A 23962-nucleotide genomic window follows, 5' to 3' on the forward strand; every position below is an offset into this window, starting at 1 on the left:
TCAGAATGAGTCGTAGTTCCCGCCGCGGGCATCGCAGATTAGCTGCGGTCACGCTGGCGATCACCGCAAGTATGTTCCTGGCGTCGTGCGCCGACAACGGTTCGAGCGGCGGCGGTGAATCCGTCGAGTCGGGTTCCGCGCTCAAGATCGGAATGGTCAACGAACAGTCCGATCCCGGAACCCCGACCACGGGTGGCACGCTGACGTTCAGTGGCTATTCCGCGGTGACGTCCCTCGATCCGGCGAAGATCCAGGTCGCCGGCGCAACGGGTGGTAGTGAACTCAGCGCGATCTACGACGTACTGATGCGCTACGACCCCATCGAGAAGACGTTCGTTCCGCAGTTGGCGCAGTCGCTCGAGCCGAGCTCGGACAGCAAGACGTGGACGCTGAAGCTTCGTGACGGCGTCAAGTTCAGTGACGGAACGGCTCTCGATTCCAAGGCAGTTGTCGACAGCATCAACCGCTACGTCAACAACAAGGCAGCGCAGTCCAGCCTGTGGGCAGCCAAGGTTGCCTCCATGGACGCCCCCGACGCGTCGACGGTTGTCTTCAACCTGGTTGATCCGTGGACGGGTATCGAGTCGATGCTCTCGACCGGTCCCGGGATGATCGTCGCTCCGGCTGCGCAGCAGGGTGATCAGTTCACCCCGATCGGCGCCGGTGCATTCACGCTCGAACGTTTTGCTCCCAACGAGGAGCTGTTGCTCGCTGCCCGTCCCGATTACTTCGGCGGCGCACCGAAGGTCGACAAGCTCAAGCTCATCAGCATCGTCGGAGCTCAGCCCACCGCCGAGGCTCTCAAGACCGGTGGCATCGACGCGGCGTACATGCGCACGCTCACCCCGATCCTCGATCTGATCGAGAACGGCAACCCGGGCTTCATCGACATCCCGTCGCTCGGCTACATCGCCAACGTCAACATGGCCGAGGGTCGCCCCGGTTCGGATCTTCGTGTGCGCCAGGCAATGGCATTGGCGATCGACCCCGAAACGCTCAACACCCGCGTCAACAACGGCAAGGGCCTTCCCGGACAGGTGATCTTCCAGGACACCTCCCGCTGGCACAACGACGTCGCACCGACCGGTGTGGATCCGGCCAAGGCCAAGGAACTGCTCGATGCGGCCAAGGCAGACGGCTTCGACGGCAAGGTCACCTTCCTCTCCATCCAGGAGCCGTCGGCACAGTCGACCGCTCTCGGCGTGCAGGCAATGCTCAATGCAGTCGGTTTCGACACGCAGATCGAGTACGTCACCGGCGCAGGCGATCTGGTCAAGCGGATGTACGTCGACCGCGATTACGACATGAGCACCGCAGCCGGTTCGCTGTCCGAGGCCGATCCGTTCGAGCGTCTGTACACGGGCATCAAGTCCGGTGGCCGTAACAACGTCACCAACTACGCCGACGCCGAGATGGATCTCCTTCTCGATCAGCTCGGTGTTGCCACCAACGACGAGGACAAGAAGGCTGTTCTCGCCAAGATTCAGGAACGCGCCACCGAGACGGTGCCGTGGATCGTCTGGGGCAACGTCCCGACGCTGGACGTGTGGAACGAGAACGTTCACGGCCTGAAGCAGAGCATCGACGGAATCATGCTGTTCGACAGCGTTTGGAAGTCCTGACTCGATCTAGACGTGTCCGGGTCCCGCGGGACCCGGACACGTTAACCGAGACGAATGAGATACGAGGAATTGCTGTGATGTGCGAGTTGGCTGCCCGAAGGAGACGAAATCTATGAACATCGGCGCAATCGGAAAGAAGTTGGGCCAGCTCGTCATTGTGCTCCTCATCGTCAGTTTCGGAACCTTCGTACTGGCGTCGTTGATCCCCGGTGACCCGGCGGTCGCGGTATTGGGTGAGGGTCGTACCCCCGCCGAATACGAGGAAATGCGCCAGCAGCTCGGACTCAACGATCCACTCCTGGTTCGTTATTGGGACTGGCTGACGAGCGCCCTGACCGGTGATCTCGGCACCTCGCTGGTCCCGCCGCAGCAGGAAGTTCTCACGGCAATCGGCTCGGCACTACCCGTCAGCGTTCAGCTTGCAGTGATGGGCCTTGTCATCGCTCTTGTCGTCGCCGTTCCGCTCGCACTGTGGTCGGCACATCACGAGGGTGGCGTCATCGACCGCGTCATCAGCGCCGCAACGTTCGGTGTTCTCTCGATTCCGAGCTTCCTGGCCGGTCTGCTCCTCATCATGGTGACGGTGAACTGGTTGGGTTGGTTCCCCCGCTCGCAGTGGGTGCGTATCGGTGACAGCATCTCCGGAAATCTCTCGCACGCAATACTTCCCGCAATCACCATCAGTCTTCTCGAGATGGCGATGTTCACCCGCGTTCTGCGCAGCGACCTCGTGACCACCTTGCGTGAGGATTACATCCTCGCCTCGAAGGCCAAGGGTATGCCCACGCTGCGCGTCCTGTTCAGTGACGCCTTGCGGCCGTCGTCGTTCTCGCTCATCACGATGATGGGTCTGGCGCTCGGCGGCATGATCGGCAGCACCGTCATCGTCGAGACACTGTTCTCGCTACCCGGCATGGGCACACTCATCGTTCGGGCTGCACAACAAGGCGATTCGCCGATGCTGTTGGGTGCGGTGGTCGTGATCGCCGTCATCTACGTGGTCGTCAACAGTGCGATCGACGTTCTGTACACCTATCTTGACCCGAGGAGTCGTCGTGTCCATGTCTGAAGTGACGCCCGACGGAGCGGCCCCCGCGCCGGCCCCGTCCGAGGTGATGACATATCGGCAGCAGACCGTCCTGCTTGCGCCCGGTCCGATAGAGACGCTGGAGAAGCCGAAGAATCTGGTCCTGATCGGCACGATCCTGACCGTCGTCGGTATCGCTCTACTCGGCACCGCCCTCTTCGGGTCCGGCATCATGATGGTCGTTCGGATCGTCATCGGCCTGGCCTCGCTCGTGTTCCTGTTCAAGGGACTGGGGAAGATCGGTGTGGGCAAGTGGGGAAGCCAATTCGACCTGTCCTACTGGCTGGCCTGCATCTGGCTCGTAGCGCTGGTTGTTGCGGCCATCGTCGCGCCGCTCTTGCCGCTCGGTGAATACAAGGACACGGTCAAGACTCTGGCCGAGCCCGGCTTCGCACCTCCGAGCCTGCTTTCGGAGCATCCGCTCGGTACCAACAACTTCGGTCTCGATCTCCTGGCCCGCGCGCTGTACGGAGCGCGTGCCTCGCTGACCGTCGCGATCTGCGCCGTGCTCATCGGTATCGTCATCGGCGGCACGATCGGCGTCATGGCCGGGTACTTCCGCGGCAAGATCGACGCGGTAGTCGGGATCCTCACCAACTCGCTGCTCGCAATCCCGTCCCTGGTTCTGCTGATCGCGCTGGCTGCCGTCCTCACGTCGAACCTGCGCAACATCACGCTCGCACTGTCGATCCTCTGCATTCCCAGCATGGTTCGAATAGCAAGGGCCAATACGATAGTGGTCGCCCAACGCGAGTTCGTGCTCGCCGCCCGGGCGATGGGTGCGACCAAATGGCGAGTCATCTGGCGAGAACTGGTACCCAACGTTCTGGTTCCCGTCGCAGCACTCGGCCTCGTCGCCGTGTCCGGCCTGATCGTCGCGGAAGCATCGCTCAGCTTCCTCGGACTCGGCATCGCTCAGCCGGATCCCACGTGGGGCAACATGATCGCAGAAGGCCAGGGTGGCATCGTGGAGAAGCACCCGTTCATCGTCCTGGTGCCCGGCGTCTTCCTCTTCCTGACGGTGTTCTCCTTCAACCTCATCGGTGAGAAGTATCGGAGCAAACTGTGACGAACAATGGCGTACCGCTGCTGCAAGCGGACAACATCCGAACCGTATTCGCGACTCCCCGAGGAAAACTGCGGGCCGTCGACGGTGTGTCGATCCACGTTTCCGAGGGTGAGACTCTTGGCATCGTCGGTGAATCGGGTTCCGGCAAGTCGGTTCTCGGACGCACCATCATGGGTCTGCTCCAAAAGGGACCGGCTCTCGACATCACCGGAACGGTCACGTTTGCCGGCCGCGACATGTCGACGATGAAAAAGTCGGAGATGAAGCACTTCTGGGGCCCGGAGATCGCCATGGTCTTCCAGGATCCGATGACGTCGCTCAACCCGTTCAAGCGCATCGGCACGCACATCACCGAATCCTTGAAGTTCCATCTCGGACTCAAGAAGGATGCGGCCCGTGACCGCGCCGCGGAACTCCTGTCGATGGTGGGAATTCCGGAGCCGAAGCGTCGCCTCGACCAGTACCCCCACGAGTTGTCCGGTGGTATGCGCCAACGAGTTGTCATCGCAATGGCTTTGGCTTGCGAGCCGAAGCTGCTGATCGCGGACGAGCCGACCACAGCGCTGGACGTGACGGTGCAGAAGCAGATCCTGGATCTGCTCGCATCGCTCAACGACAAGCTCAACATGGCTGTGATTCTCATCAGTCACGACCTGGGCGTGGTGTCGGGACGATCCGATCGCGTTGCCGTCATGTACGCCGGTTCCGTTGTGGAAACATCGGCGACGGAAGAGCTTTTCTCGCGTCCGCGGCACCCGTACACCGAAGCGTTGATGGCCGCGATTCCGCGACTCGAATCGCCGACGCATACGGTGCTGCAAACCATTCCGGGTGGACTGCCGGACATGACAAAGCCGATGACCGGTTGCCGCTTTGCAGCTCGCTGCAAGTACGCGCAGGACGACTGCCTGACCGGCGACCCGGCACTCGCGCTCGGCGGACCGGGCGACAATACGTCGGACGGCCACTCGTTTGCGTGCCATTTCCCCGTCGACACCCCTGAGGGCACGGCGGCATTGGTAGCCAACGAGAAGGCCGGCAAGACCGCAGCGGGCCTCTCGCTCGCGGTGAAGGAGATGGTCTGATGACTGCAGCAACCGATACCAAGAAGCCGGCAAAGCTCGACGACGCATTGACGGTCGAAGATCTCGTTGTCGAGTTCAACGTCGGCAAGGGCCAGACAGTTCATGCTGTGTCCGGAATCAGCTTCACCGTCGCTGCGGGTGAAACCCTGGGCGTGGTGGGTGAATCCGGTTGCGGTAAATCGACCGCAGGACGAGCCATCATGCAGTTGCCCTCGCCGACATCGGGTTCCATCCGACTCGGTGACGTGGAGATGACGGAGCTGGGCTCGGAGGAGTTGCGTCGCAGCCGTACTCAGCTGCAGATGATCTTCCAGGATCCGATTTCCTCGCTCAACCCGCGCCGCAAGGTCAAGGCGCTCGTGACCGAAGGACCGTCGATCTGGGGTGGAGAGGACAAGGCCGCGATCGAGGCTCGCGCCCGCGCCGTCCTCGCCGAGGTCGGCCTCGACCCGGACGTGGTCTGGGATCGCACCCCTCGCGAATTGTCTGGCGGCCAGTGCCAACGTGTCTGCATCGCACGAGCTTTGATGCTCGATCCCAAGGTGCTGATCTGCGACGAACCCGTCTCCAGTCTCGACGTCTCGGTGCAGGCCCAGATCCTGAACCTGCTCGAAGATGCCAAGAAGCGGCACGGGCTGTCACTGCTCTTCATCGCGCACAACATGGCCGTTGTGAAGAACATCAGCGACCGCGTGATGATCATGTACTTGGGCCGCGTCTGCGAAATCGTTCCAGCAGAAGACATGCAGAACCGTGCACTGCATCCGTACACGCAGCTGCTGCTGTCCTCGATCCCCGATCCCGACGCAACGGTGACCGCGGCGCAGAACGTCGACCAGAAGGTCGTCGAGCTTCCGTCGCCGCTGAACCCGCCGAGCGGCTGCCGGTTCCGCACCCGGTGCCCTCTTGCCACGGATCGCTGCGCCGAGGAAGTTCCGGAGCTACGACTCGTCGACGGTGGCCACCAGGTGGCGTGCCACAACGTGTGAGATGAGCTAGACGCGCAACATGTTTCGAACGTGTCCCGTTTCGTTGACCGACGCAACCCGTCGGTTACCGTTGCGGGACACGAGAATACGAGTGACCGAGACGTACTCGATCGGGAACGTCAGAGGACGCTCCAGACCGAGTAGCTCCTGCAGAACGATATTGACGACGCCGCCGTGGCAGAACACCGCCACGGTGGCGTCGTTGTCCGTTGACGCGACGATGTCGTCGATCGCTCCGAGGACACGCGTGCGGAAGGCGTCGGCGTCGATCGATTCGGGCAGCCAACCGGCTTTGATGCGCTCGTAGGTCTGAGGTGCTCGCTCCAAGACCTGGTGCATGGGGATGTAGTGGGATTGCTCGGCGTCGTACTCGGCCAGGCCCGCATGCTCGGTGACCGGTAGCCCGAGAACGTCCGATACCGGTGCAGCGGTTTCCAGAGCGCGCTTCTGCGGGCTGCTGAAGAGTCCCGTGATCCGGTACGGGGCCAACGCCGCAGGCAGCCGGTGTGCCTGGGCGTGGCCCTCGTCTGTCAGCGCGGGATCAGCGCGACCCTCGGTGACCTCTGCCAGTTCAGGGAGCGCGTGTCGGATCAGGAGTAGTTGCACACGGGACACCTTGCCAGACGGCTGTGTCGGCGGGAATCGTGCCGTCGCCGGGTAGCGGACCACTGGCAAGCAGAACCTCACCGTCGGGAAGCGCGATCGACTGCGAGGACGTGTTGACGACGCAGCGCAGCGCACTGCCACGCCGGAAATCCAGCACTTGATCGTTGTCGTCGCTCATCCAGGTCAGTGGTGCGGTAGTCAGTGGCTCGCTGGCAAGCGCCGACAGACTTCGGCGTAGCGCTAGGGCGCTTCGGTAGAGCTCGAGGGTGGAGTCGGCCCTGCCCGTCTGGAACTTGACGGTGCGCTCACCCCAACCCTGCGGCTGCGGCAGCCAGGGCGCCTGATTGGCGTTCGCGGGGCTGAACCCGTACGGCGCCGCCTCGCCCGACCACGGCAGCGGGACACGGCAGCCGTCGCGCCCACGTTCGCGGTGCCCGGTCCGCTCCCAGATCGGATCCTGCAATTGGTTGTCCGGTATGTCCTCCACCTCAGCCAGGCCGAGTTCTTCGCCCTGATAGATGTAGACGCCGCCGGGGAGTGCAAGCATCAGCATTGCCGCGGCGCGTGCCCGGCGCTCGCCGAGTTCGAAGTCGCCGGGGATGTCGCGGATCTGGCTCAGAAACCAGGTGCGCGAATCTGTCTGCGGCCTCGCATATTTCGACAGGTGCCGGACGCCGTCATGGTTGGACAGTACCCAGGTGGGAGATGCATTCACCGCGGCGTGCGACGTGATTGTCGTATCGATGACGCTGCGCAGCGTCGACCCGTTCCACGGAGCGAGCAGGAAGTTGAAGTTGAAGGCACTGTGGAGTTCGTCCGGACGCAGGTAGCGGGTGAGGCGCGCGGGGTTGCCCACCCAGGCTTCGGCGACAAAAACGCGTGGCGGGTCGTAACTGTCGGCCACCGCCCGCCAGGAACGGTAGATGTCGTGGACCTCGTCGCGGTCGAAGTGCGGATGCTCCACCGGTTCGGATCCGTCGGCGGGGACCGGCGTGGGGTACGTCAGCCCGTTCAGGTCGGGCAGATCAGGGTCCTTGCACAGTGACTGGGCGACGTCGATGCGGAATCCGTCGACGCCGCGATCGAACCAGAACCGCAACGTGGTCTCGAAGTCGCCGCGGATATCCTCGTTGCGCCAGTTCACATCCGGCTGGCCCGGTGTGAACAGGTGTAGGTACCACTCACCCGGATTGCCGTCCGAATCCTTGATCCGAGTCCACGCGGGACCGCCGAAGGAACTGACCCAGTCGTTGGGTGCCTCTTCGCCGGCCGCGCCTTTGCCCGGGCGGACGTGGAACCGGTCGCGCTCGGGCGATCCGGGCTGTGCGAGCAGGGCTTCCTGGAACCAGGGATGTGCCTCGGAGACGTGGTTGGGCACCAGGTCGAGGATGACGCGCATCCCGAGATCATGAGCTTCGGCGATCATGGCCTGGGCCTGTTCCATCGTGCCGAATGACGGTTCGATGCTGCGGTAGTCGGAGATGTCGTAGCCCGCATCCTCCATCGGCGACGGGTACCACGGGTTGACCCAGATGGCATCGACGCCCAACTCTGCCAGATAGCTCAATCGATTTCGGATTCCGGCGATGTCGCCGACGCCGTCACCATTTCCGTCGGCAAAGCTGCGAATGTACACCTGGTAGATCGCGGCGCTGCGCCACCATTCGCTGTCGCGGGAGATTTTGTCAGGCAGATTCGGGGATTCGTGGGGCACCCTTCCGTTCTAACAGGTTGAGTACGTTCGAATTTCGGCAGTCTTGTTGAGTGAGAAGTCCGAGGTTTCGAGGTCGAGACGTCCCCGCGGGGACGCTTTCGGCAAACCTGTCGGTACCCGCGGCTACTGTCGACGCACATTGCGGCAGCTACCGCCAGATTTCTGACTTTGGTGGCGCGATTCGACGAGGCTCGCGGCTGGACGGGGCCTGGCCTGCATTCGTGCGCCCATTGGCTTTCCTGGAAGTGTGGGCTCAGCCAGCATACCGGGCGCGAATATGTCCGGGTTGCAAAAGCTCTCACAACGCTGCCGAACATGCGTGCTGCGTTTGAAGAAGGTCGCCTGTCCTATTCCAAAGTCCGATCTTTGACTCGCGTCGCCACGCCGCTCAACGACCAACAGATGGTGCGCCTCGGTACGAGTGCTCCGGCCGGCCAGATCGACCGTCTTGTTGCCGGCCTGCGTAAGGCAACGAAAGATGATCAGGGCAAGCCGAAACTGGACCGGTTCGAAACCCGATGGCACTGGGATCCGGATACCGGTGACTTCGTTTTCCGAGGACGCCTCGCAGCGCAAGACGGTGCGGCGCCCACTGCGCAACATCGGTCCGGCACTGGTCGCGATGGCTGACATCGTCGCGGTAGCAACGGATGCCGGCAAACGTACCCGCCCAGCCGAAGTCCGGCGGGCCCGCGCTCGAGGACGCTGATGCCGACGAAGTGCTGTGTGACGCACGGGTGCGGGCCGCAACTACCAAGCAGAAGTGCATGCTCAGTCTGGGTCGGCGCACCCGCATCACCAGCGCAAAGCAGATGACGGCGCTCATGTACCGCGACGGGTGTTGCCGCACACCAGGATGTGGACGCACGCGCTTCTTGCGCGCTCATCACGTTCGATTCTGGCGCGCTGGTGGGAAGACGGATCTGGACAATCTGATCATGTTGTGCGGCACGTGCCATCGGGCGTTGCACCGCGATGAATTCACGATTACTGCGAGTGGAGAGCAACAATTCGAGTTCCGGCTTCGTGGCGGTTCGGTGATGGAACCGGCGCCGCCGTCAGTGGGTTTCGCGGATCGATTGCTCAGTGGTGAGATCGCCGACGATGCGGTAGTGCCCGACTGGGGCGGCGACGCCCTCCGCCTGAATCACGCAGTCAGCGTCATTCTGGACGGTTGGGCTGCGTAAGACGGTTGGGCTGCGTAAGCAGCGGCTTGTGGAGAGTCACCGTTGCCAATGCGAGCAGTCGATCGTCCGCACTGGCGTCGACCAGTTGGATGCTCAGCACGGCGTGATCATCGGCGTCGCGGATCACCGTGCCGTAGGACCGCGCTGGTCCGGTTCGGACTTGCGACAGGTAGTGCATCTGCATGTCTGTTGCAACCAGCTCGGGCCGCATGGCCTGGGCTGCCGACTCCACGAGCAGCGCCTGCGCGCCGCCCATGATCGTGCCGATCTGATTGACCACGAACGGAGTGAGATCGAGTTCGAGAACGCCGGCCGAAGCATCGATGACACGCATTGCCAGCCGGGAGTAAATCGTTCCTTCGACCTCTTCGGTCGGATGCTCCCTGATTGTGCCGATCCACTGGTCCGGGGTGTACGAATCCGCGTCCCCAGCGGCCGAACGGGGAATACGGGCAAAGGTGACGAGTCCGCGGGCAGCGAGGGTGGGTCCGCTGCCCGAGTCGATCGCGTCGGCCAGCTCACGGAGGTCGGTGAGGCCGTGGCCGTCGTAGACATCGGCGGAGACGATGATCGTCTTCTTGCCGATGCGCACGAGGTTACTGTCGACGACGATCGGCCCCTCGGTTAGCGGACCGGCGGAATGCAGCGAGAGGTCTTGGGTTGCAGTCCAATCGGGTCGGCAGGCCACCAATGCCGGGTCGGAGGTCACATAATCCGCCACGGTGACCAGAACCCCCAGGGAAGCCTGGCCCCCGTGTGACCGCAGTTTGTCGGTGAGGTCGGCGCGCATCAGCGAGCGCTCCCGCGTCGGCTGGAACGAGGCCAGCCCGAAGTCGGAAGTGAAGGTTTTCATGCTTGCAAGCACCTGCGGCGACGAGCCGTTCGCGAGGACCATGAAATGAGAATATCATTCTCATCTGACGGATCGGATCAGCTCGGCGAGTTTTTCGGGCTGATCGATCATCGCGTGATGGTGGGCGGGACGCAGGACGTGGAAGCGCCCACCCAGGTAGGTTGCGAGCCGCTGTTGTTTGGCCATCCAGGATACCGACCACGGGGTCGAGTGGCCGGTGTGAGCAGCTACGACGCTGATGCCGATGTCCGGCAGTCGGTGATCCTCGGATTCGCGTAACTTGTTGAGCTCCATCGCCATATCCGTGTAGGCGACGTATTCGATCATGGCGGCTTCGAGGTAGTGCGGTTCGCGGTAGATGTGCCCAACCCATTCGGTCATTGCGTGGGACGGGCCTGTCGGGGGCACGGATTGGTTGAGAATCTTTCGGGTGGTGGTGCCCAGAAGCCGTTGTATCCCAGCGGTACTGGCGGTTGCAGCGGCCAGGTGTGAGGCCGTGAGAAGAAGGTTGCGCGGGACGAGCCGCTTCGGGTTCTTCTCGGCGCTGGAGTCGAGGAGCAGGATGCCGGCCGCCCGATCGGGGAACAACCGGGCAAAGCCTTCAGCATAGAATCCGGCTATCGAATGACCTACTGCCACAGTTGGTTCGGTGATTCCCACGGCATCGAGGACGTCGGCGATGCGCTGCGCTTCGCCGTGAACGGTCGGGATTTCGGCCGAGGGTTCGCTGAGTCCGAAACCCGGCCGATCGAACCGGACCACGGTGTGATCGAGACTGAGGTTGCGCGCGCAGTCGTCCCAGTCGAACCAGTTGCCGGCCAGTCCGCCGCAGAGGACGACGGCGGGTCCGTCGCCCTCTACGAGCACGTGCAGACGGTTCCCGCCGACCGTCATCAACTCGCCCGGTGGTTTCACGTGGAACAGTCCCGGCACCAGTGCCTCGATTACTGGCGTGGTTTCGCGAGGGGGAACGCCAAGGTTTCGCGGATGCTGCCGCCGGTGATCAGCATGACAACACGGTCGACGCCCATTCCGAGTCCACCGGTCGGCGGCATTGCGTGCTCGAGAGCCTGGAGGAATTCCTCGTCCAATTCCATGGCCTCCGGATCGCCGCCTGCCGCCAGCATCGACTGCTCGGTGAGGCGATTGCGCTGATCAATCGGGTCCGTCAGCTCGCTGTACGCCGTTCCGAGTTCCACTCCCCACGCCACCAGGTCCCACTTCTCCGCAACGCCGGGGATGCTGCGGTGCGGGCGGGTGAGCGGCGACATCGAGGTGGGAAAGTTGGTGTAGAACGTCGGAAACTCGGTGAAGTCCTCGACCAGATGCTCGTACATTTCCTGTGCCACGGCGCCCGCGTCCCAGTTGGACTGATAGGGAATTTCGTTGTCGTCGCACAGTTTTTGCAGCTTTTCGAGGCTCGTCTCCGGAGAGACGTCAACGCCTAGTTTTTCGGCAACGGCGCCGTGCATCGTCTTGACGGGCCACTCGCCGGAGATGTCGACCTCGACCAGTTCGCCGTCGGGTCCTGGCCGCATGATGATCTCGCGCCCGAAAGCAGCCACGGCCGCAGCTTGGATGAGCTCGCGGCACATTCGCATCATGCCCTCGTAGTCGCTGTGCGCTTCGTACGCCTCGAGGATCGTGAATTCGGGGTTGTGCTTGAAGTCGACACCTTCGTTGCGGAACACGCGACCGATCTCGAACACCTTCTCCATGCCGGCGACACACAACCGCTTCAGGTACAGCTCGGGCGCGATGCGCAGGTACAGGTCGAGGTTGTACGCGTTGATGTGCGTCAGGAACGGTGCAGCGTTGGCGCCGCCGTGAACCTGCTGCAGGATCGGTGTCTCCACTTCGAGGAACCCACGGTTGCCGAGTGAATCACGCAGCGACTTGACGACGGCACTTCTGGCTTCGAGTAGGTCGCGGGCCTTCGGGTTGAGAGCGATGTCGAGGTACCGCTGACGAACGCGAGTTTCGGGATCCGACAGGCCCTTCCACTTGTCCGGAAGCGGATGCAGGCACTTGCCGTTCATGCGCCATTCGAGCGCGATCAGCGACAGTTCACCCTTACGGCTGCGACCGATGGTTCCACTGACCTCGATCAGGTCGCCGAGATCGAATTCGACGGCGAACTCCGTCAACTTCTCGCGCCCGACGTGATCCTGGTCGACCAGTACCTGAATGTCGCCGGACCAATCGCGTACGTCGGCGAATGCAACGCCGCCGTAGTCGCGGACCCGCAGGATTCGACCGGCAATTCGTACGCGAGTGCCTTCCGGCGACTGTGCCGCCGCGGCGATCGTGTGGGTCGGGGGGTAGGCGACGGGATACGCGCTGATGCCTTCGTCCTCGAGCGCCGCCAGTTTGTTCATCCGGACGCGAACCTGCTCGGGTCGCCGCGGTCCCGGCGCTGCCATCGCGGGTGCGGAGTCCGGCAGGCTGCCGTCGGCGTGAAGACCTTCGGCGGTGACCAGTGCCGCAGGCAGCGTTTCGTGAATTCCGGTGTGCTTGGTGGCCTTGCTCGATCTGCGACTGAAGGAGGGGAGAACCACAAAACCCTCGGCGATCGCCGAGGCGAATCCGACGCGTGGAAGTTCGCGATTGTCCTCGAAGCACAGGAAGCGCGGTTCCCAGTCCGGCTGATACTTCACGTTGGAGCGGTACAGAGCCTCGAGTTGCCACCAACGAGAGAAGAAGACCAACACCGATCGCCAGATACGCAGGATCGGTCCGGCGCCGATGCGGGAGCCTTCCTCGAACACGGAGCGGAACACCGCAAAATTGAGTGAGACCCGAACGATGCCGAATTCGTCGGAGCGTGTGGCAAGTTCGGAGACCATCAACTCGACAACACCGTTGGGTGCCGTCGGCTTACGACGCATCAGGTCGAGGGAGACTCCGTTCGCCCCCCACGGGACGAGCGAGAGCATGCCGACGACGGACTCGTCGTCGGTACCTTCGTCCATCACGGCTTCGACGAGGAGGCAGTCGCCGTCGAGTGGATCGCCCAATCGGCCGAGTGCCATGGAGAAGCCGCGTTCGGTTTCGGTGTCGCGCCAGTCGTCGGCGCGAACGATGGCGGCGGACATGTCGACCGGGGGTACGTCGCGGTGGCGTCGCATCCGGACGGTCACGCCGCCGCGTCGTACGCGCGTGACTGCCTGGCGCACGGGGCGCATGTCGCGTCCGTTGAGATTGAATTCGCGCGTACGCAGGATGGCTTCGTCGCCGAGTTGCAGGACGTTGAGTCCAGCCCGCTTGTAGGCGGTTGCGCCGGTTTCGCTGGCACCCATGACGGCGGTGGCCCAGCCGTACTGCGACGCCAGGTCCTGCCACGCTTCGATCGCATGCGGCCAGGCTTCCGGATCGCCGATCGGATCGCCGCTGGCGAGGCAGACGCCGATCTCGACGCGGTAGGTGACCGCGGCTTTCCCGCTCGGAGCGAAGATCGCTGCCTTGTCGCGTCGGGTGGCGAAGTAGGCGAGGGAATCGTCGGCGCCGAAACCTTGGATGAGACCGCGGATCGCTGATTCGTCGTTGCCCGTGAGTGCGTTGTTGGAACGTTGGGCGCGGAAGAGCGTGATGACGGCAGCGAGGAGTGCGATAGCACCGAGGAGACCGAGGATCGTATTCACGAAGGCATGCGGATGACCGTCGAAGACTTCGTTGTCGACCGCCGCCGCAGCGGTGACGCGGTTGATCGCCCACGCAAAACGCTGATCTTCCGGAAGTGTGCCTGGGAAGAGTTCGACCAGTCCCCAGCCCAACAGGGTGGCGATTGTCAAACCGCCGATCAGGACGCCGAGAGCTTTCCAGCCGGCACCGCGTCGTACGCGAGTGTAGAACTCGGGACGGGCCGCGATCAGAATTCCGATGACGACCAGCAGCACGACAGCAGCGACAGCATTGTTCGGATTCTTGTCGGTGATCGTGAACAGAATGTTGCTCAGAGCGATCACGGACAGATAGACCGTCAACAGCCACCACGCGATGCGCTTGCGACTGGCAAGTGCGGCAGCAAGAAGACCGACGACGAGCGCCCACGACAAGCTCGTATCCGGTGCGTCGAAGTAGTAGTTGTCGATGTATTCGCGTGGGACCCGGACGATATGACGCAGCGTCGGCGACAGGCTCCACAGGAAGACGAGGACGGAGAAGACTCCGAGGATCAAGCCTGAGATATGCGGGACCTGGCTCAGTCGCCCCGACTGGAAGCGGCGTGCCTTTCGCGGATTCTCCGGCGGAGTTTCAACCAACTCCGCGGTTGTATCCGTTATCTCGCTGATAGGTGCCATCGAGCTTCCTCCCATACCGGTCGATCAGTCTCACTGTTCAGTGTGGCCGTTCATGTCCGGTTTTGTGTGAGGAGCAGAATGATTGCCATGAGCGCCAACATTCCCGCTGTACCGATCCGCGACGAAATGATCCGTCTCGGCCAGTTCCTCAAGCTCGCCAACCTGATCGAATCCGGCGCAGAAGCCAAGGAAGTCATCGCCGACGGCATGGTGTCGGTCAACGGAGAGGTGGAGGACCGTCGCGGGCGTCAGCTGCGTGACGGTGATGTAGTCGAGATCGGCGGGATGGCCGCCAAGGTGGAAGCTCCCGCCTGATCTCGAGCTCCACTTCTAGCTTTCGCGGACGACTACCCCGTCCTGGTCGCTGTAGACAATTTCACCGGGATTGAAGGTGACGCCGCCGATTTCGACGGGCACGTTCTTTTCGCCCGAGCCGGTCTGTGTGCTCTTGCGCGGGTTGGTGCCGAGCGCTTTGACGCCGATGTCGAGGGTGCGCAGGATTGCGGAGTCACGGACGGCGCCGTTGACGATCACTCCGGCCCAGCCGTTGTCGACTCCGCGGCCGGCGATGATGTCGCCGACCAGTGCGGTGTGGATACTCGCATCACCGTCGACGACGAGGACGCCGCCGTTGCCCGGTTCGCTGAGGGTCTGCTTCACCAGCAGGTTGTCCTGGAAGCACTTGATGGTGGTGATGGGGCCGGCAAAGACCTCACGTCCACCGAACTGGGTGAACTGCGTGTCGCAGCTACGGATGTCTGGTCCAATTTCGTCGGCAAGGTCAGCAGTGGCTACAGGCTCGGTCATGCACGACAGAATAGTCGCCGGCGAGAAATTGGCTTCTACGACTGGGTGCGAAACGTCTCCCAACACATAGTTTTCGGAACGACCTTCCGATAATCTTGCCGAGAATTATTCGATTCCACCGCAGCTGACGACTAGGAGTGTTCTGTGACGATTTTCGCGATTTTGGATGTGCGGTTGAAGAAGGAGAGCCTTGATACCGCGCGCGAGGTGTTCGGGCGAGTTTTGGCTGAAACCCGTGCTTTCGAGGGTTGCGAAGGCGTCGACGTGGTGATCGATGCAGAGGACGAAACGCACTGGTTGTGCGTCGAGAAGTGGGCGTCTGCCGAGGCTGATGCCGCTTACCGCGAATGGCGCGCGGGTCCGGGAGCTATCAAGGATTTGGGACCACTTCTCGCCGGTGCACCCGGTCTGGGTAAGTACGAACTGGAATCCACGATCTAACTTTTTTGGGGCGTTTCCTTCGCGATCTGTGCCGAAGGAAGCGCCCCATTCTTGTCTTACGAGTGCTGCCGCGTCACGCTTGGGCTTGCTCACTCGACTTCACGTGCTTGACGGGACACCCCGTGGGGAATGTGCCGAGTTGATCGACCTTGTAGCCGGCTGGGTAGCTGCGGATATTCGGAAGATCGTGGGCGAATTTCCGGGTGGTGCGCGGTGGGAAGAATCGCAGCAGGCGGCCGCGAGCTTTGAGTGCACCGCGGGAGAGCGCACGAACCACCGCGGGTGGGCGCTTGTACCCGAAGGCCTCGAGAAGGTGATCGTCCATGAGTGAGTAGGCGAATGCCTTGATCAGGGGCTTCGGCGCCAGGTTGTTAGGCGGGAACGTGCACATGAGTTCAAGTGTTGAGTCGGCAACCGCCCTGGCGCCCGGATCGAACGAAAAGTGTTCGCGCTCATACTCGTCCAAGAGCGTCGCGAATCCGTCGTAGGTGGTGGGCATGTCCTTGATGTTCATGTGACGGCCGAGTTCGCGGTAATAGAAGGTGGATCCGGCTATTTCGTTGGGTGTCAACGGGCGCCAACCGTACGACTCGAGCCAGCGCACCGGAGTGACGACAAAAGTGGCCAATACGTATCGCATGTCGTCGTTGGAGATGTCGTACGAACCGTGCATCTGATTCATCCGGCGAACACTCGATCGACCTTCGTCGCTGCTCAGGCCGTGCTCGAGGACTGCATCGAGAATAAGGCTGGTGTCGTCGTATCGTTTCTGGACCCTGTCGGTGAATTCACCCGTGGAGAAGAGCAAATTGCCGATCGACGGCACCGCGTAGGTGCGGAACAGCGCAAAACTGAGAGCCTGGTTGATGTCCCAGGGAAACTCTTGAGCAGCAAGAATGCGAGACATCTCTTCGTAGTCGTTTTCGGGATCGAGTTGATCCGTGCGCGTGCGAAGGTCGTAGCGCTTCATGTGAACACTCCCATGGCTTCGGTGTGAGCTGTGCCACCGAGAGTAGTTCTGACAACGCATGTTGTCTAGAGGTGTCGAATTGCCACTGTTCGGTCGTTTCGGGTGTTGTACCAGGGGTATCCGATCAGGGAGTTGTCGACCCGAGGAGTTTCCATGAGTATCTCCCGTACTGCCCGAATCCTGGCAGCCGTAGGTTTGCCGATCGTTGCGTCACTCGCATACGTGGGCACCGCTTCGGCGGATCCACCGCATCCGTTCGGTGGTGCTGCCGTCACCATCGGTTGCCCCAACCAGGGATCACTGGCATCGATGACCGGTCTCACGGGGCAGTCCGGACCCGAAGCTAATCCGCCGATCGCAAAGGGGGACATACGCTTCGAGTCCTTCCCGGCGGCAGCACCGATACCGGCCGCCGGGCAGGTCACGGTCGCTTGGGTCAACACCGACACCGGTAAGGCCGGAATCGTCGATTTGATGGGGACGTACCCCTATCTGTCGGCGACGGTGAATACCGGTGTCGGCAACGTTGTTGCGACCGCTTTCGGTTCCATCAACTGGGGCAGCAGCCCTATCTGCCAAAGCAATCCGACGATCGGCCGGTTTATCGCATAGCGATTTCCGGTAGGCAGCGCTCGAGTTCGGCCGGCGTGTAGAAGAAGCTTCCGCTCGCTACCGGCGTGCAGGGCGCGGCAAACGCGGTTTCACGCTCGTTGTAGAGCATGCGAACCAGTTGCGCGTTGTCCGGTCCGGCAAAGACGTCCCACTGGATGTTGGCGCCCATCGGGCTGACTTGCTCGCCGCGCCACGGGTTGTTGTCGTACGTGTACAGGGTGCCTTCGGGCTGCGCGACCGTGCTGCCGGGTAGCTTCAGCAGCGCTGCAAAGGGGATGATCGTCTCGGCATGCGCAAATCGAAAGTCGGCTCCGGGCAAGGAATCTGCGCCTGAATGTTGTTTGAGCCCCGCCAGGAATTCGTCGCGGAGCACCGTCGCCATCCGGTAGGTGACGTCCTCACCGGCAAATCCCGGACCCTTGGCGTAGAAGTCCTCGGCGTCGTTGGTGTACGCCAGCCACTGAGCGTCGTCCTGGTCGATGAAGCGACCGAAGTTCCAGTCGCCTTCCTCGGACATACCCGGGGTGATGATGTACGTGTTGTAGAGCATGTACGCGGCGTCGACCTCGTTGTTGATCTCCTCCGAGCCCTTGCCGCGGTCGACGAGTGAGAACTCGCCGGCGACAAGACGATCCACGAAGCCCTTCGAGTACAGCTTCTCCATCATGTGACGTGACACGTCGCGAGTGCGAGGCAGGTTCTCGATCTGCTCGTCCACTACTTCGAGGCGAGGATCGGAATCCTCGTATTCCTTGTAGTCCGCGTTCAGATCGGAATCGTGGAAGTAGAGCACTTCCGGATCAGACGTGACGGCTCCGATATTTCCGGCGACGGCCGGGAAGGCGGTGCTCACGCCCTGGGCGAAGTTGGCGGCACTGTCCACTGCGCGGTCCACACCCGAGGACGTCAGGGTGATCGAGCCGTCCTGCCTGGCGATTGCGTCGAATAGTTGTGGAAGGCGTTCCGTCACACGGGCACCCATCTCGCGATGCTCGGTGATGCCGAGGCCGCTCAGATTGCCGTAGCCCAACGTCTGGTTGGCCGCCATGAGTTCACGAAGTACGGGGCCGAACTCCTTACCGACGGGAGTTAGAGCGTTCTCGGCTTCGGCGATCTCCCAGAGTTGCAGGCTCAGGTCGTCGTACTTCAGGCTCGAGAGCGCGCGGGAACCATGACGTGCAACGCTTTCCGTGTACACGGGAGTGAAACCGGCCGGCACGGCCTGGAGTCCGCCGATAGTCTGTCCTGGTGAATACGGCGTCTTGGACGTGAAGCCCCCGACGGCAGGTGTACCTGTCTCGATAGAACCAGTGCCGAGAGAACCTGTGTCGAATGAACTGAAGGGTGTTGCGCCGGCAACTGCCGAAGTGCCGGTCGTGACAAGCATGAGTCCGACAGCGCCTGCGGCCGCCAGCAAACCGAAGCGGGGGCTTCGCATGTGATGATTCCTTTCTGCTCGCGCCGATATGGCACGACGAACAGGAAGTTAGATCGGCTAAGCGTCCGTAAGTGGCCATAGGACAGGCGTCCAGGTGGCCGCAGGGTTAAAACTCGGATTCACATGGCCAGCCCGGCTACGCTTTTGGCAAACAGCACGGTTGCCGCGACGAGGATGATGTAGGTGGTTGCGCGACTCAAGAGCGCCAGAGAGATCCGCCGCGCCAGGTACGAGCCGAGCAGATGTCCACACACCAGCAGTGGAGACAATGCGACTGCGGCGAGCAATTCGCTTCCGGTAACACCGATCTGGAACTGGAGAGCGATAAGCGTCGCCGCGGCCATGACAAGAAAGATCGTCGACAACGTAGATCGCAGGGCGGCAGCATCGTTCGGCCGATAGGTCAGCGACAGCGGCGGACCGGGCATCGCGGCCAGTGCGCCCATGAACCCGGCCGCGGCCCCGGCGCCTGCCAGGGTTCGCCGCGATCCGGTGATGGATTTGCCCGCGAGCATCGCGGCTCCCGCTGCCAGCGCGAGAACTGCCACCAGGAGTTGAACCGACGCCGTATCGACGCGTTGGATGAACCACAGGCCTGCGGCGATACCGGGAATCATTGTGACGGTCGCGATTTTGACCGTGCGAGTGTCACAGTGCCCGCGTTCTCGCGCCGCCACCATCAGCATCATCGGAATGGTGAGAATCAGTAGCGGGGCTGGAACAAGCCACGGGGCTATCAGAATCAGGGCGGGTCCGGCGATCAAGCCGAAACCCGAGCCGGTTGCCGATTGAATCGCCGAAGAGGCAACAAGTACGCAGGCAACCAGGAGAAGAATCACAATCCCATTCTCTGGGCAATCTGGCACTGACGGAAGATCCAGATCGTGGGAGCATTAATGGGGCCAGAATCAGGAGGAGCCGGTTGCGATCACACGAAAATCTCGGAGAGTTTCTCGAGGGCAGGTCGGAGTATCTCGACTCGGCCACCAACACGCCGATGTACCGGCGCGTCCGGGCCATGCTCGAAGACCTACTTGCACGTGGAGTGTTCGACGGTGGTCGACCCATGCCGTCCACCCGCTACCTGGCGCAGGAACTCGGTGTTTCCCGAAACACGGTGGCAGCGGCCTATGACGAACTGATAGCGCTCGGAGTTATCGAGAGTCGTCCTCGCAGTGGTCTTTACGCGGCGGCCCCGCTCACTCGAACACCTTCGGCAGAGTCGTCGCCGGCCGCTGCGGCAGTTGACTGGTCCACGTTGCTCCAGCCCCGCGAGAGCGTCGAGTTCACCCGCACGCTTGGGTATCCCGACGCGTTCGACTACCCGTACCCGTTTATCAGTTCTCAGCCCGAACTGCGCTCCTTCCCGGTCCGCGGTTGGTTGCGCGCGGCGAGTGAGGCGATGACGGGCCCGCATCTGCGATACAGCGTGCGTGACGCTGTCGATCAGGACGACCCATTGCTGGTGGAGGCGCTGCGCAAGGAGATTCTCCCGTCAAGAGGCATCGAAGCAGCGGCCGACGAGATATTGGTGACCAGTGGAACCCAGCAGGGTTTGTCGCTGATTGCCGACGTCCTGTTGCGACCCGACAAGATCGTGGGGTTCGAGAACCCCGGATACCTCGACGCCATGCACATTTTCAAGCGCTCCGGTGTGGAACTGTCCCCCATTCCGGTTGACGGCCGCGGCGCGGTGTTCGACCGCTCGACCGTCTTCGATGCCATGTACCTCACTCCGAGCCATCACCACCCCACCAACGTCACATTGAGCCTGCCTCGCCGCAAGTTGCTTCTCGAATTGCTGGAGGAGAGAAACGGTTTTGTGATCGAAGACGACTACGACAGCGAATTCCGCTTTCGTGGGAGGCCGACTCCTTCCCTCAAGTCCTTGGGAGACAACCGCCGGGTGATCTACCTCGGTTCCTTCTCGAAGTTTCTCTCGGCCGGCCTGCGCATCGGGTACATCGTGGCAGATCCGCCTGTCATTGCGGCACTTCGAGCGGAACGGCACCATCGAACCAAACATCTTCCGGGACATATCCAGCGGTCGCTGGCGTTGTTCATCATGTCCGGTGACTACCACAAGGTGTTGCGCTCGCATCGCCGTCGGCTCAAGCAGAACTGGGAAATCATCACGAACTCGATCAACAAGTACATGCCAAGAGTTGAGACGCCGTCGTTTCCTCCGGGCGGTGTCAGTGTCTGGTACACCGGCCCGGAGGATCTTGACGCTGCCGAACTCACGGAACGTGCAGCCCTGCAGGGAATCCTGGTGGCCGACGGCTCGCGCTACTTCTTTCCAGGGACAGGTTCCCGAAACTGCCTGCGACTGGGTTTCGGTTCGATAGACCAGAATTCGATCGAACCGGGGATCGCTCTGCTCGGCGGAATCGCTCACCGGCTACTGGACGAATCTCGCCGGATCAGTGAGTGAGGCCCCGCGCTCGGTGAGCCCGGGCGACGCGACCGACCGCCAGGGTCATCGCGGCGCGCCGTAGCGTGGTGCCGGTAGCTCTGGCCTGATCCAGTACCGCAGCCCAGGCCGCAGTCATCCGATCATCGAGTCCCCGTTCTACTTCGGGGAGAGTCCACCAGTAACCCTGTTGCGCCTGAACCCATTCGAAGTAGGACACGACTACACCGCCGGCGTTGGCCAGGATGTCCGGGACCACTAACACCCCGGCTCGCTCGAGTACGTCGTCGGCCTCGGCGGTGGTGGGCCCGTTTGCGCCCTCCACGACAATTCGTGCCTGGATGCGATGTGCGTTGCCGCCGTGGATAACACCCTCAATCGCAGCGGGAACCAGGAGGTCGACCTCGAGTTCGAGAACGGCATCCGGGTCGATCGGCTGACCTCCGGGGAAGCCTGCGACGGAACCGTGCTCGGTGACGTGGGCACGCAGAGAGGGAAGGCTCAATCCGTCGGCGTTGTGCACCGCACCGAATCTGTCACTGACAGAGATGATTCGGACTCCCGCATCGGCGAGGTAGTCGGCCGCGTCGGCTCCCACCTTGCCGTATCCCTGGACGGTGGCAGTGGCCGAGCGCGGTTCTACACCTTCTCTTTTCAGTGCCAACAATGCAATGTGCGCAACTCCGCGTGACGTCGACGTCCGACGGCCGAGCGAGCCGCCGAGATCAAGCGGCTTGCCCGTCACCACACCGGGCACACCGCGTCCCCGAGTTACGGAGTAGGCGTCCATCATCCACGCCATGGTCTGCTCGTCGGTTCCGATGTCAGGAGCGGGAATATCGTTGTCCGGCCCGATAACCGGTGAGATGCCCTGGGTATACGTTCGTGTCAGACGCTCTAGTTCGGCCGGGGAGAGAGTCAGGGGATCGACGTCCACCCCACCTTTTGCCCCGCCGTACGGAATATCGAGGAGCGCGCATTTCCACGTCATCCACATGGCGAGAGCGCGCACTTCGTCCAGATTCACGCCGGCGCTGTATCGGATTCCGCCCTTCGCCGGCCCGCGCGCGATGCTGTGCTGCACGCGGTATCCGGTGAACACTTCGACGTCGCCGTTGTCGCGGACCAGGGGAACGCTGACAGTCGTCTCGCGTCTGGCGGACCCGAGGATGCGGTGCAGGCCGTCCGGGTAGCCCAGGGCCGCCGCGGCCTCCGCGAGTTGTGTGCGCGCGTCGTCGAGCGCACTGGTGTGGACGGCCGACGTTGTCACCGGGGACCGTCGTAATAGGAATCGGCTACGTCGAGAGCAGTGTCGAGCATGGCGAGTGCGGCGTCGACCTGCGTCGGCGTCACGGTGCACGGCGGGACGACGTGGATGCGGTGGTAGTTGTTGAAGACGAGCAGTCCGGCGTCGCGGGCGGCGGCCATCGTCTGGCCGATCGCGGCGTTGGTGCCGCCGTACGGCGACAGTGGCTCCCGCGTCTCGCGGTTCGTGACGAGATCGAGTGCCCAGAAGACTCCGAGACCGCGGACGTCCCCGATGCTCGGGTGCTTGTCGGCGAGAGCTCGTAGGCCCGGTCCGAGCGACGTGCGACCGATGAATTCGGCATTCTCGACTATGCGTTCCTCGTGCATCGTGGTGATAGTGGCCACGGCTGCGGCGCAGGCAAGTGGGTGGCCGGAGTACGTCATGCCGCCGGGGTACGGACGCTCGGCAAACGAGTTGTAGATCTTCTCGCCGACGATGACTCCGCCCAGGGGCACGTAACCGGAGTTCACACCCTTGGCAAAGGTAATGAGGTCGGGAACGACGTCGTAGTGGTCGATTGCCAGCCAGGCACCCGTGCGGCCGAAGCCGGACATGACTTCGTCGCAGATCAAGACGATGCCGTATCGGTCGCAGATGTCACGGACACCCTTCAGATATCCGGGCGGCGGCGGCATGATTCCGGAGGTGCCCGGAACGGATTCGACGATGATCGCGGCAAACGCGGCCGGACCTTCGAAGCGGATCAGAGTTTCGAGGTGTTCGAGAGCTCGCTCACATTCCTGTTCCTCTGTCTCGGAACGAAATTCGGACCGATACAGGAACGGTCCATGGAAATGAACGACGCCCGAGTTTCCGTAATCGTTCGGCCACCGACGGTGATCGCCCGACAGATTGATCGTCTCGGCAGTAGCGCCGTGGTACGAGCGGTAGGCCGAAAGGATCTTGTACCGACCGGTATGCAAGCGTGCCATGCGAATTGCGTGCTCGTTGGAATCTGCGCCGCCGCTGGTGAAGAACACCCGGTCCATACCCTCGGGTGAAATCTCGGCGATCAGACGGGCTGCCTCGGACCGGGCCTCGTTTGCGTGCGCCGGCGCGATGGTGCAGAGCTTTGCAGCCTGCTCCTGTACCGCCGCGACAACCTTGGGATGCTGGTGACCGACGTTCGTGTACACGAGCTGCGACGAGAAGTCGAGGTATTCCCTGCCGTCGCCGTCCCACAGATAGCAGCCGTCGGTGCGCTCGACCACCATGGGCTGCAAGGACTTCTGTGCCGACCATGAGTGAAAGACGTGTGCGCGATCCAACTCGTACGTGCGTTGTGACGTGCTGATTGCGGGAGCTGCCATGGCAGAAACCTCCTGATCGAGGGTTGGAACTTCTTCAGTCCACTCAAGGATGGGGAATGGTTGTGGTCCTGCGCCAGATCCAGATTCGAGGGCATCTCCTGGGGCCAGTTACACGATGGAACTCTTGCGTTAACACGAGACGGCTACGT

22 protein-coding genes are annotated in these 23962 nt (G+C 62.4%); 11 read left to right on the forward strand and 11 right to left on the reverse strand.

Going from position 1 to position 23962, the window contains the following annotated elements; all coding sequences use genetic code 11:
* Positions 1-5 precede the first annotated feature (5 nt).
* From V2B23_RS07895 to V2B23_RS07915, 5 genes are all read left to right on the forward strand, one after another.
* Positions 6-1622, forward strand: a complete 1617-nt coding sequence (locus tag V2B23_RS07895) for an ABC transporter substrate-binding protein (RefSeq protein ID WP_430949845.1) — start codon at positions 6-8, stop codon at positions 1620-1622.
* A 112-nt stretch (positions 1623-1734) separates the two neighbouring features.
* Complete coding sequence (locus V2B23_RS07900; protein WP_138871252.1) at positions 1735-2691, forward strand: ABC transporter permease; 957 nt, start codon at positions 1735-1737, stop codon at positions 2689-2691.
* Entirely contained in the window at positions 2684-3778 is a 1095-nt protein-coding gene (locus V2B23_RS07905) for an ABC transporter permease (protein WP_430950208.1), read from the forward strand. The genes V2B23_RS07900 and V2B23_RS07905 overlap by 8 nt, the downstream gene beginning before the upstream one ends.
* Positions 3775-4863 (forward strand): ABC transporter ATP-binding protein, encoded by a 1089-nt coding sequence (locus V2B23_RS07910; protein WP_430949846.1) that lies wholly within the window; start codon positions 3775-3777, stop codon positions 4861-4863. Before V2B23_RS07905 ends, V2B23_RS07910 begins: the two co-directional genes overlap by 4 nt.
* Complete coding sequence (locus V2B23_RS07915) at positions 4863-5852, forward strand: ABC transporter ATP-binding protein (RefSeq protein WP_430949847.1); 990 nt, start codon at positions 4863-4865, stop codon at positions 5850-5852. The genes V2B23_RS07910 and V2B23_RS07915 overlap by 1 nt, the downstream gene beginning before the upstream one ends.
* Before the next feature lie 6 nt (positions 5853-5858).
* On the opposite strand, the gene V2B23_RS07920 is transcribed toward V2B23_RS07915, so the two are convergent.
* On the reverse strand, positions 5859-6458 hold the full coding sequence (locus tag V2B23_RS07920; protein ID WP_430949848.1) for a histidine phosphatase family protein: 600 nt from the start codon (positions 6456-6458) through the stop codon (positions 5859-5861).
* The gene (locus V2B23_RS07925) at positions 6424-8172 is read right to left on the reverse strand and encodes a glycoside hydrolase family 13 protein (protein ID WP_430949849.1); all 1749 of its coding nucleotides are present in this window, start codon (positions 8170-8172) and stop codon (positions 6424-6426) included. Before V2B23_RS07925 ends, V2B23_RS07920 begins: the two co-directional genes overlap by 35 nt.
* 171 nt (positions 8173-8343) lie before the next feature.
* On the opposite strand from V2B23_RS07925, the gene V2B23_RS07930 reads away from it, so the two are divergent.
* Together V2B23_RS07930 and V2B23_RS07935 are read left to right on the forward strand one after the other, a co-directional pair.
* Positions 8344-8802 carry a DUF222 domain-containing protein gene (locus V2B23_RS07930; protein WP_430949850.1) on the forward strand — a complete coding sequence of 153 codons (459 nt, stop codon included), beginning with the start codon at positions 8344-8346 and terminating at the stop codon, positions 8800-8802.
* 20 nt (positions 8803-8822) lie between these two features.
* Entirely contained in the window at positions 8823-9359 is a 537-nt protein-coding gene (locus tag V2B23_RS07935) for an HNH endonuclease signature motif containing protein (RefSeq protein ID WP_430949851.1), read from the forward strand.
* Here V2B23_RS07935 and V2B23_RS07940 read toward each other — a convergent pair.
* Genes V2B23_RS07940 through lysX form a run of 3 tightly spaced genes read right to left on the reverse strand, consistent with a single transcriptional unit; the run spans position 9334 to position 14513 of the window.
* Positions 9334-10254 carry a hypothetical protein gene (locus V2B23_RS07940; protein WP_430949852.1) on the reverse strand — a complete coding sequence of 307 codons (921 nt, stop codon included), beginning with the start codon at positions 10252-10254 and terminating at the stop codon, positions 9334-9336. The genes V2B23_RS07935 and V2B23_RS07940 overlap by 26 nt on opposite strands.
* A gap of 18 nt (positions 10255-10272) precedes the next feature.
* A complete protein-coding gene (locus V2B23_RS07945) occupies positions 10273-11145 on the reverse strand; it encodes an alpha/beta fold hydrolase (protein WP_430949853.1) in 873 nt (290 codons plus the stop codon).
* Positions 11146-11156: 11 nt separating this feature from the next.
* A complete protein-coding gene (gene lysX / locus V2B23_RS07950) occupies positions 11157-14513 on the reverse strand; it encodes a bifunctional lysylphosphatidylglycerol synthetase/lysine--tRNA ligase LysX (RefSeq protein WP_430949854.1) in 3357 nt (1118 codons plus the stop codon).
* Between the two features lie 87 nt (positions 14514-14600).
* Here lysX and V2B23_RS07955 point away from each other — a divergent pair, with 87 nt between their 5' ends.
* Positions 14601-14828, forward strand: a complete 228-nt coding sequence (locus tag V2B23_RS07955; RefSeq protein ID WP_033235435.1) for an RNA-binding S4 domain-containing protein — start codon at positions 14601-14603, stop codon at positions 14826-14828.
* Between the two features lie 15 nt (positions 14829-14843).
* Here the strand turns inward: V2B23_RS07955 and rraA are convergent, their stop codons facing one another.
* Positions 14844-15320 carry a ribonuclease E activity regulator RraA gene (gene rraA / locus V2B23_RS07960; protein ID WP_095888081.1) on the reverse strand — a complete coding sequence of 159 codons (477 nt, stop codon included), beginning with the start codon at positions 15318-15320 and terminating at the stop codon, positions 14844-14846.
* A gap of 144 nt (positions 15321-15464) precedes the next feature.
* On the opposite strand from rraA, the gene V2B23_RS07965 reads away from it, so the two are divergent.
* The gene (locus tag V2B23_RS07965) at positions 15465-15761 is read left to right on the forward strand and encodes a putative quinol monooxygenase (protein WP_430949855.1); all 297 of its coding nucleotides are present in this window, start codon (positions 15465-15467) and stop codon (positions 15759-15761) included.
* Between the two features lie 73 nt (positions 15762-15834).
* Here the strand turns inward: V2B23_RS07965 and V2B23_RS07970 are convergent, their stop codons facing one another.
* On the reverse strand, positions 15835-16731 hold the full coding sequence (locus V2B23_RS07970; RefSeq protein ID WP_430949856.1) for an oxygenase MpaB family protein: 897 nt from the start codon (positions 16729-16731) through the stop codon (positions 15835-15837).
* A gap of 153 nt (positions 16732-16884) precedes the next feature.
* Here V2B23_RS07970 and V2B23_RS07975 point away from each other — a divergent pair, with 153 nt between their 5' ends.
* Positions 16885-17343 carry a hypothetical protein gene (locus tag V2B23_RS07975; RefSeq protein WP_033235361.1) on the forward strand — a complete coding sequence of 153 codons (459 nt, stop codon included), beginning with the start codon at positions 16885-16887 and terminating at the stop codon, positions 17341-17343.
* Here the strand turns inward: V2B23_RS07975 and V2B23_RS07980 are convergent.
* Together V2B23_RS07980 and V2B23_RS07985 are read right to left on the reverse strand one after the other, a co-directional pair.
* Positions 17333-18781, reverse strand: coding sequence for a histidine-type phosphatase (locus V2B23_RS07980; RefSeq protein WP_430949857.1), 1449 nt, complete (start codon positions 18779-18781; stop codon positions 17333-17335). The two genes, V2B23_RS07975 and V2B23_RS07980, sit on opposite strands and share 11 nt — an antisense overlap.
* 119 nt (positions 18782-18900) lie before the next feature.
* Complete coding sequence (locus V2B23_RS07985) at positions 18901-19620, reverse strand: TSUP family transporter (protein ID WP_430949858.1); 720 nt, start codon at positions 19618-19620, stop codon at positions 18901-18903.
* 83 nt (positions 19621-19703) lie between these two features.
* On the opposite strand from V2B23_RS07985, the gene V2B23_RS07990 reads away from it, so the two are divergent.
* Positions 19704-21215 (forward strand): PLP-dependent aminotransferase family protein, encoded by a 1512-nt coding sequence (locus V2B23_RS07990; RefSeq protein ID WP_430949859.1) that lies wholly within the window; start codon positions 19704-19706, stop codon positions 21213-21215.
* On the opposite strand, the gene V2B23_RS07995 is transcribed toward V2B23_RS07990, so the two are convergent.
* Together V2B23_RS07995 and V2B23_RS08000 are read right to left on the reverse strand one after the other, a co-directional pair.
* The gene (locus tag V2B23_RS07995) at positions 21205-22464 is read right to left on the reverse strand and encodes a Glu/Leu/Phe/Val family dehydrogenase (protein WP_430949860.1); all 1260 of its coding nucleotides are present in this window, start codon (positions 22462-22464) and stop codon (positions 21205-21207) included. The genes V2B23_RS07990 and V2B23_RS07995 overlap by 11 nt on opposite strands.
* Positions 22461-23813, reverse strand: a complete 1353-nt coding sequence (locus V2B23_RS08000) for an aspartate aminotransferase family protein (protein WP_430949861.1) — start codon at positions 23811-23813, stop codon at positions 22461-22463. Before V2B23_RS08000 ends, V2B23_RS07995 begins: the two co-directional genes overlap by 4 nt.
* Positions 23814-23962 lie beyond the last annotated feature (149 nt).

The sequence above is a fragment of the Rhodococcus sp. 24CO genome, from assembly GCF_050586165.1.
Taxonomy (GTDB): domain Bacteria; phylum Actinomycetota; class Actinomycetes; order Mycobacteriales; family Mycobacteriaceae; genus Rhodococcus_F.

Bases quoted from the DNA above. Each gene is read 5' to 3' on its own strand.
- V2B23_RS07915 (WP_430949847.1), top strand. From the start codon at position 4,863: ATGACTGCAGCAACCGATACCAAGAAGCCGGCAAAGCTCGACGACGCA.
- V2B23_RS07980 (WP_430949857.1), bottom strand. From the start codon at position 18,781: ATGCGAAGCCCCCGCTTCGGTTTGCTGGCGGCCGCAGGCGCTGTCGGA.
- V2B23_RS07900 (WP_138871252.1), top strand. From the start codon at position 1,735: ATGAACATCGGCGCAATCGGAAAGAAGTTGGGCCAGCTCGTCATTGTG.
- V2B23_RS07895 (WP_430949845.1), top strand. From the start codon at position 6: ATGAGTCGTAGTTCCCGCCGCGGGCATCGCAGATTAGCTGCGGTCACG.
- V2B23_RS07940 (WP_430949852.1), bottom strand. From the start codon at position 10,254: ATGGTCCTCGCGAACGGCTCGTCGCCGCAGGTGCTTGCAAGCATGAAA.
- V2B23_RS07905 (WP_430950208.1), top strand. From the start codon at position 2,684: ATGTCTGAAGTGACGCCCGACGGAGCGGCCCCCGCGCCGGCCCCGTCC.
- rraA (WP_095888081.1), bottom strand. From the start codon at position 15,320: ATGACCGAGCCTGTAGCCACTGCTGACCTTGCCGACGAAATTGGACCA.
- V2B23_RS07935 (WP_430949851.1), top strand. From the start codon at position 8,823: ATGCCGGCAAACGTACCCGCCCAGCCGAAGTCCGGCGGGCCCGCGCTC.
- lysX (WP_430949854.1), bottom strand. From the start codon at position 14,513: ATGGCACCTATCAGCGAGATAACGGATACAACCGCGGAGTTGGTTGAA.
- V2B23_RS08000 (WP_430949861.1), bottom strand. From the start codon at position 23,813: ATGGCAGCTCCCGCAATCAGCACGTCACAACGCACGTACGAGTTGGAT.
- V2B23_RS07955 (WP_033235435.1), top strand. From the start codon at position 14,601: ATGAGCGCCAACATTCCCGCTGTACCGATCCGCGACGAAATGATCCGT.
- V2B23_RS07970 (WP_430949856.1), bottom strand. From the start codon at position 16,731: ATGAAGCGCTACGACCTTCGCACGCGCACGGATCAACTCGATCCCGAA.
- V2B23_RS07975 (WP_033235361.1), top strand. From the start codon at position 16,885: ATGAGTATCTCCCGTACTGCCCGAATCCTGGCAGCCGTAGGTTTGCCG.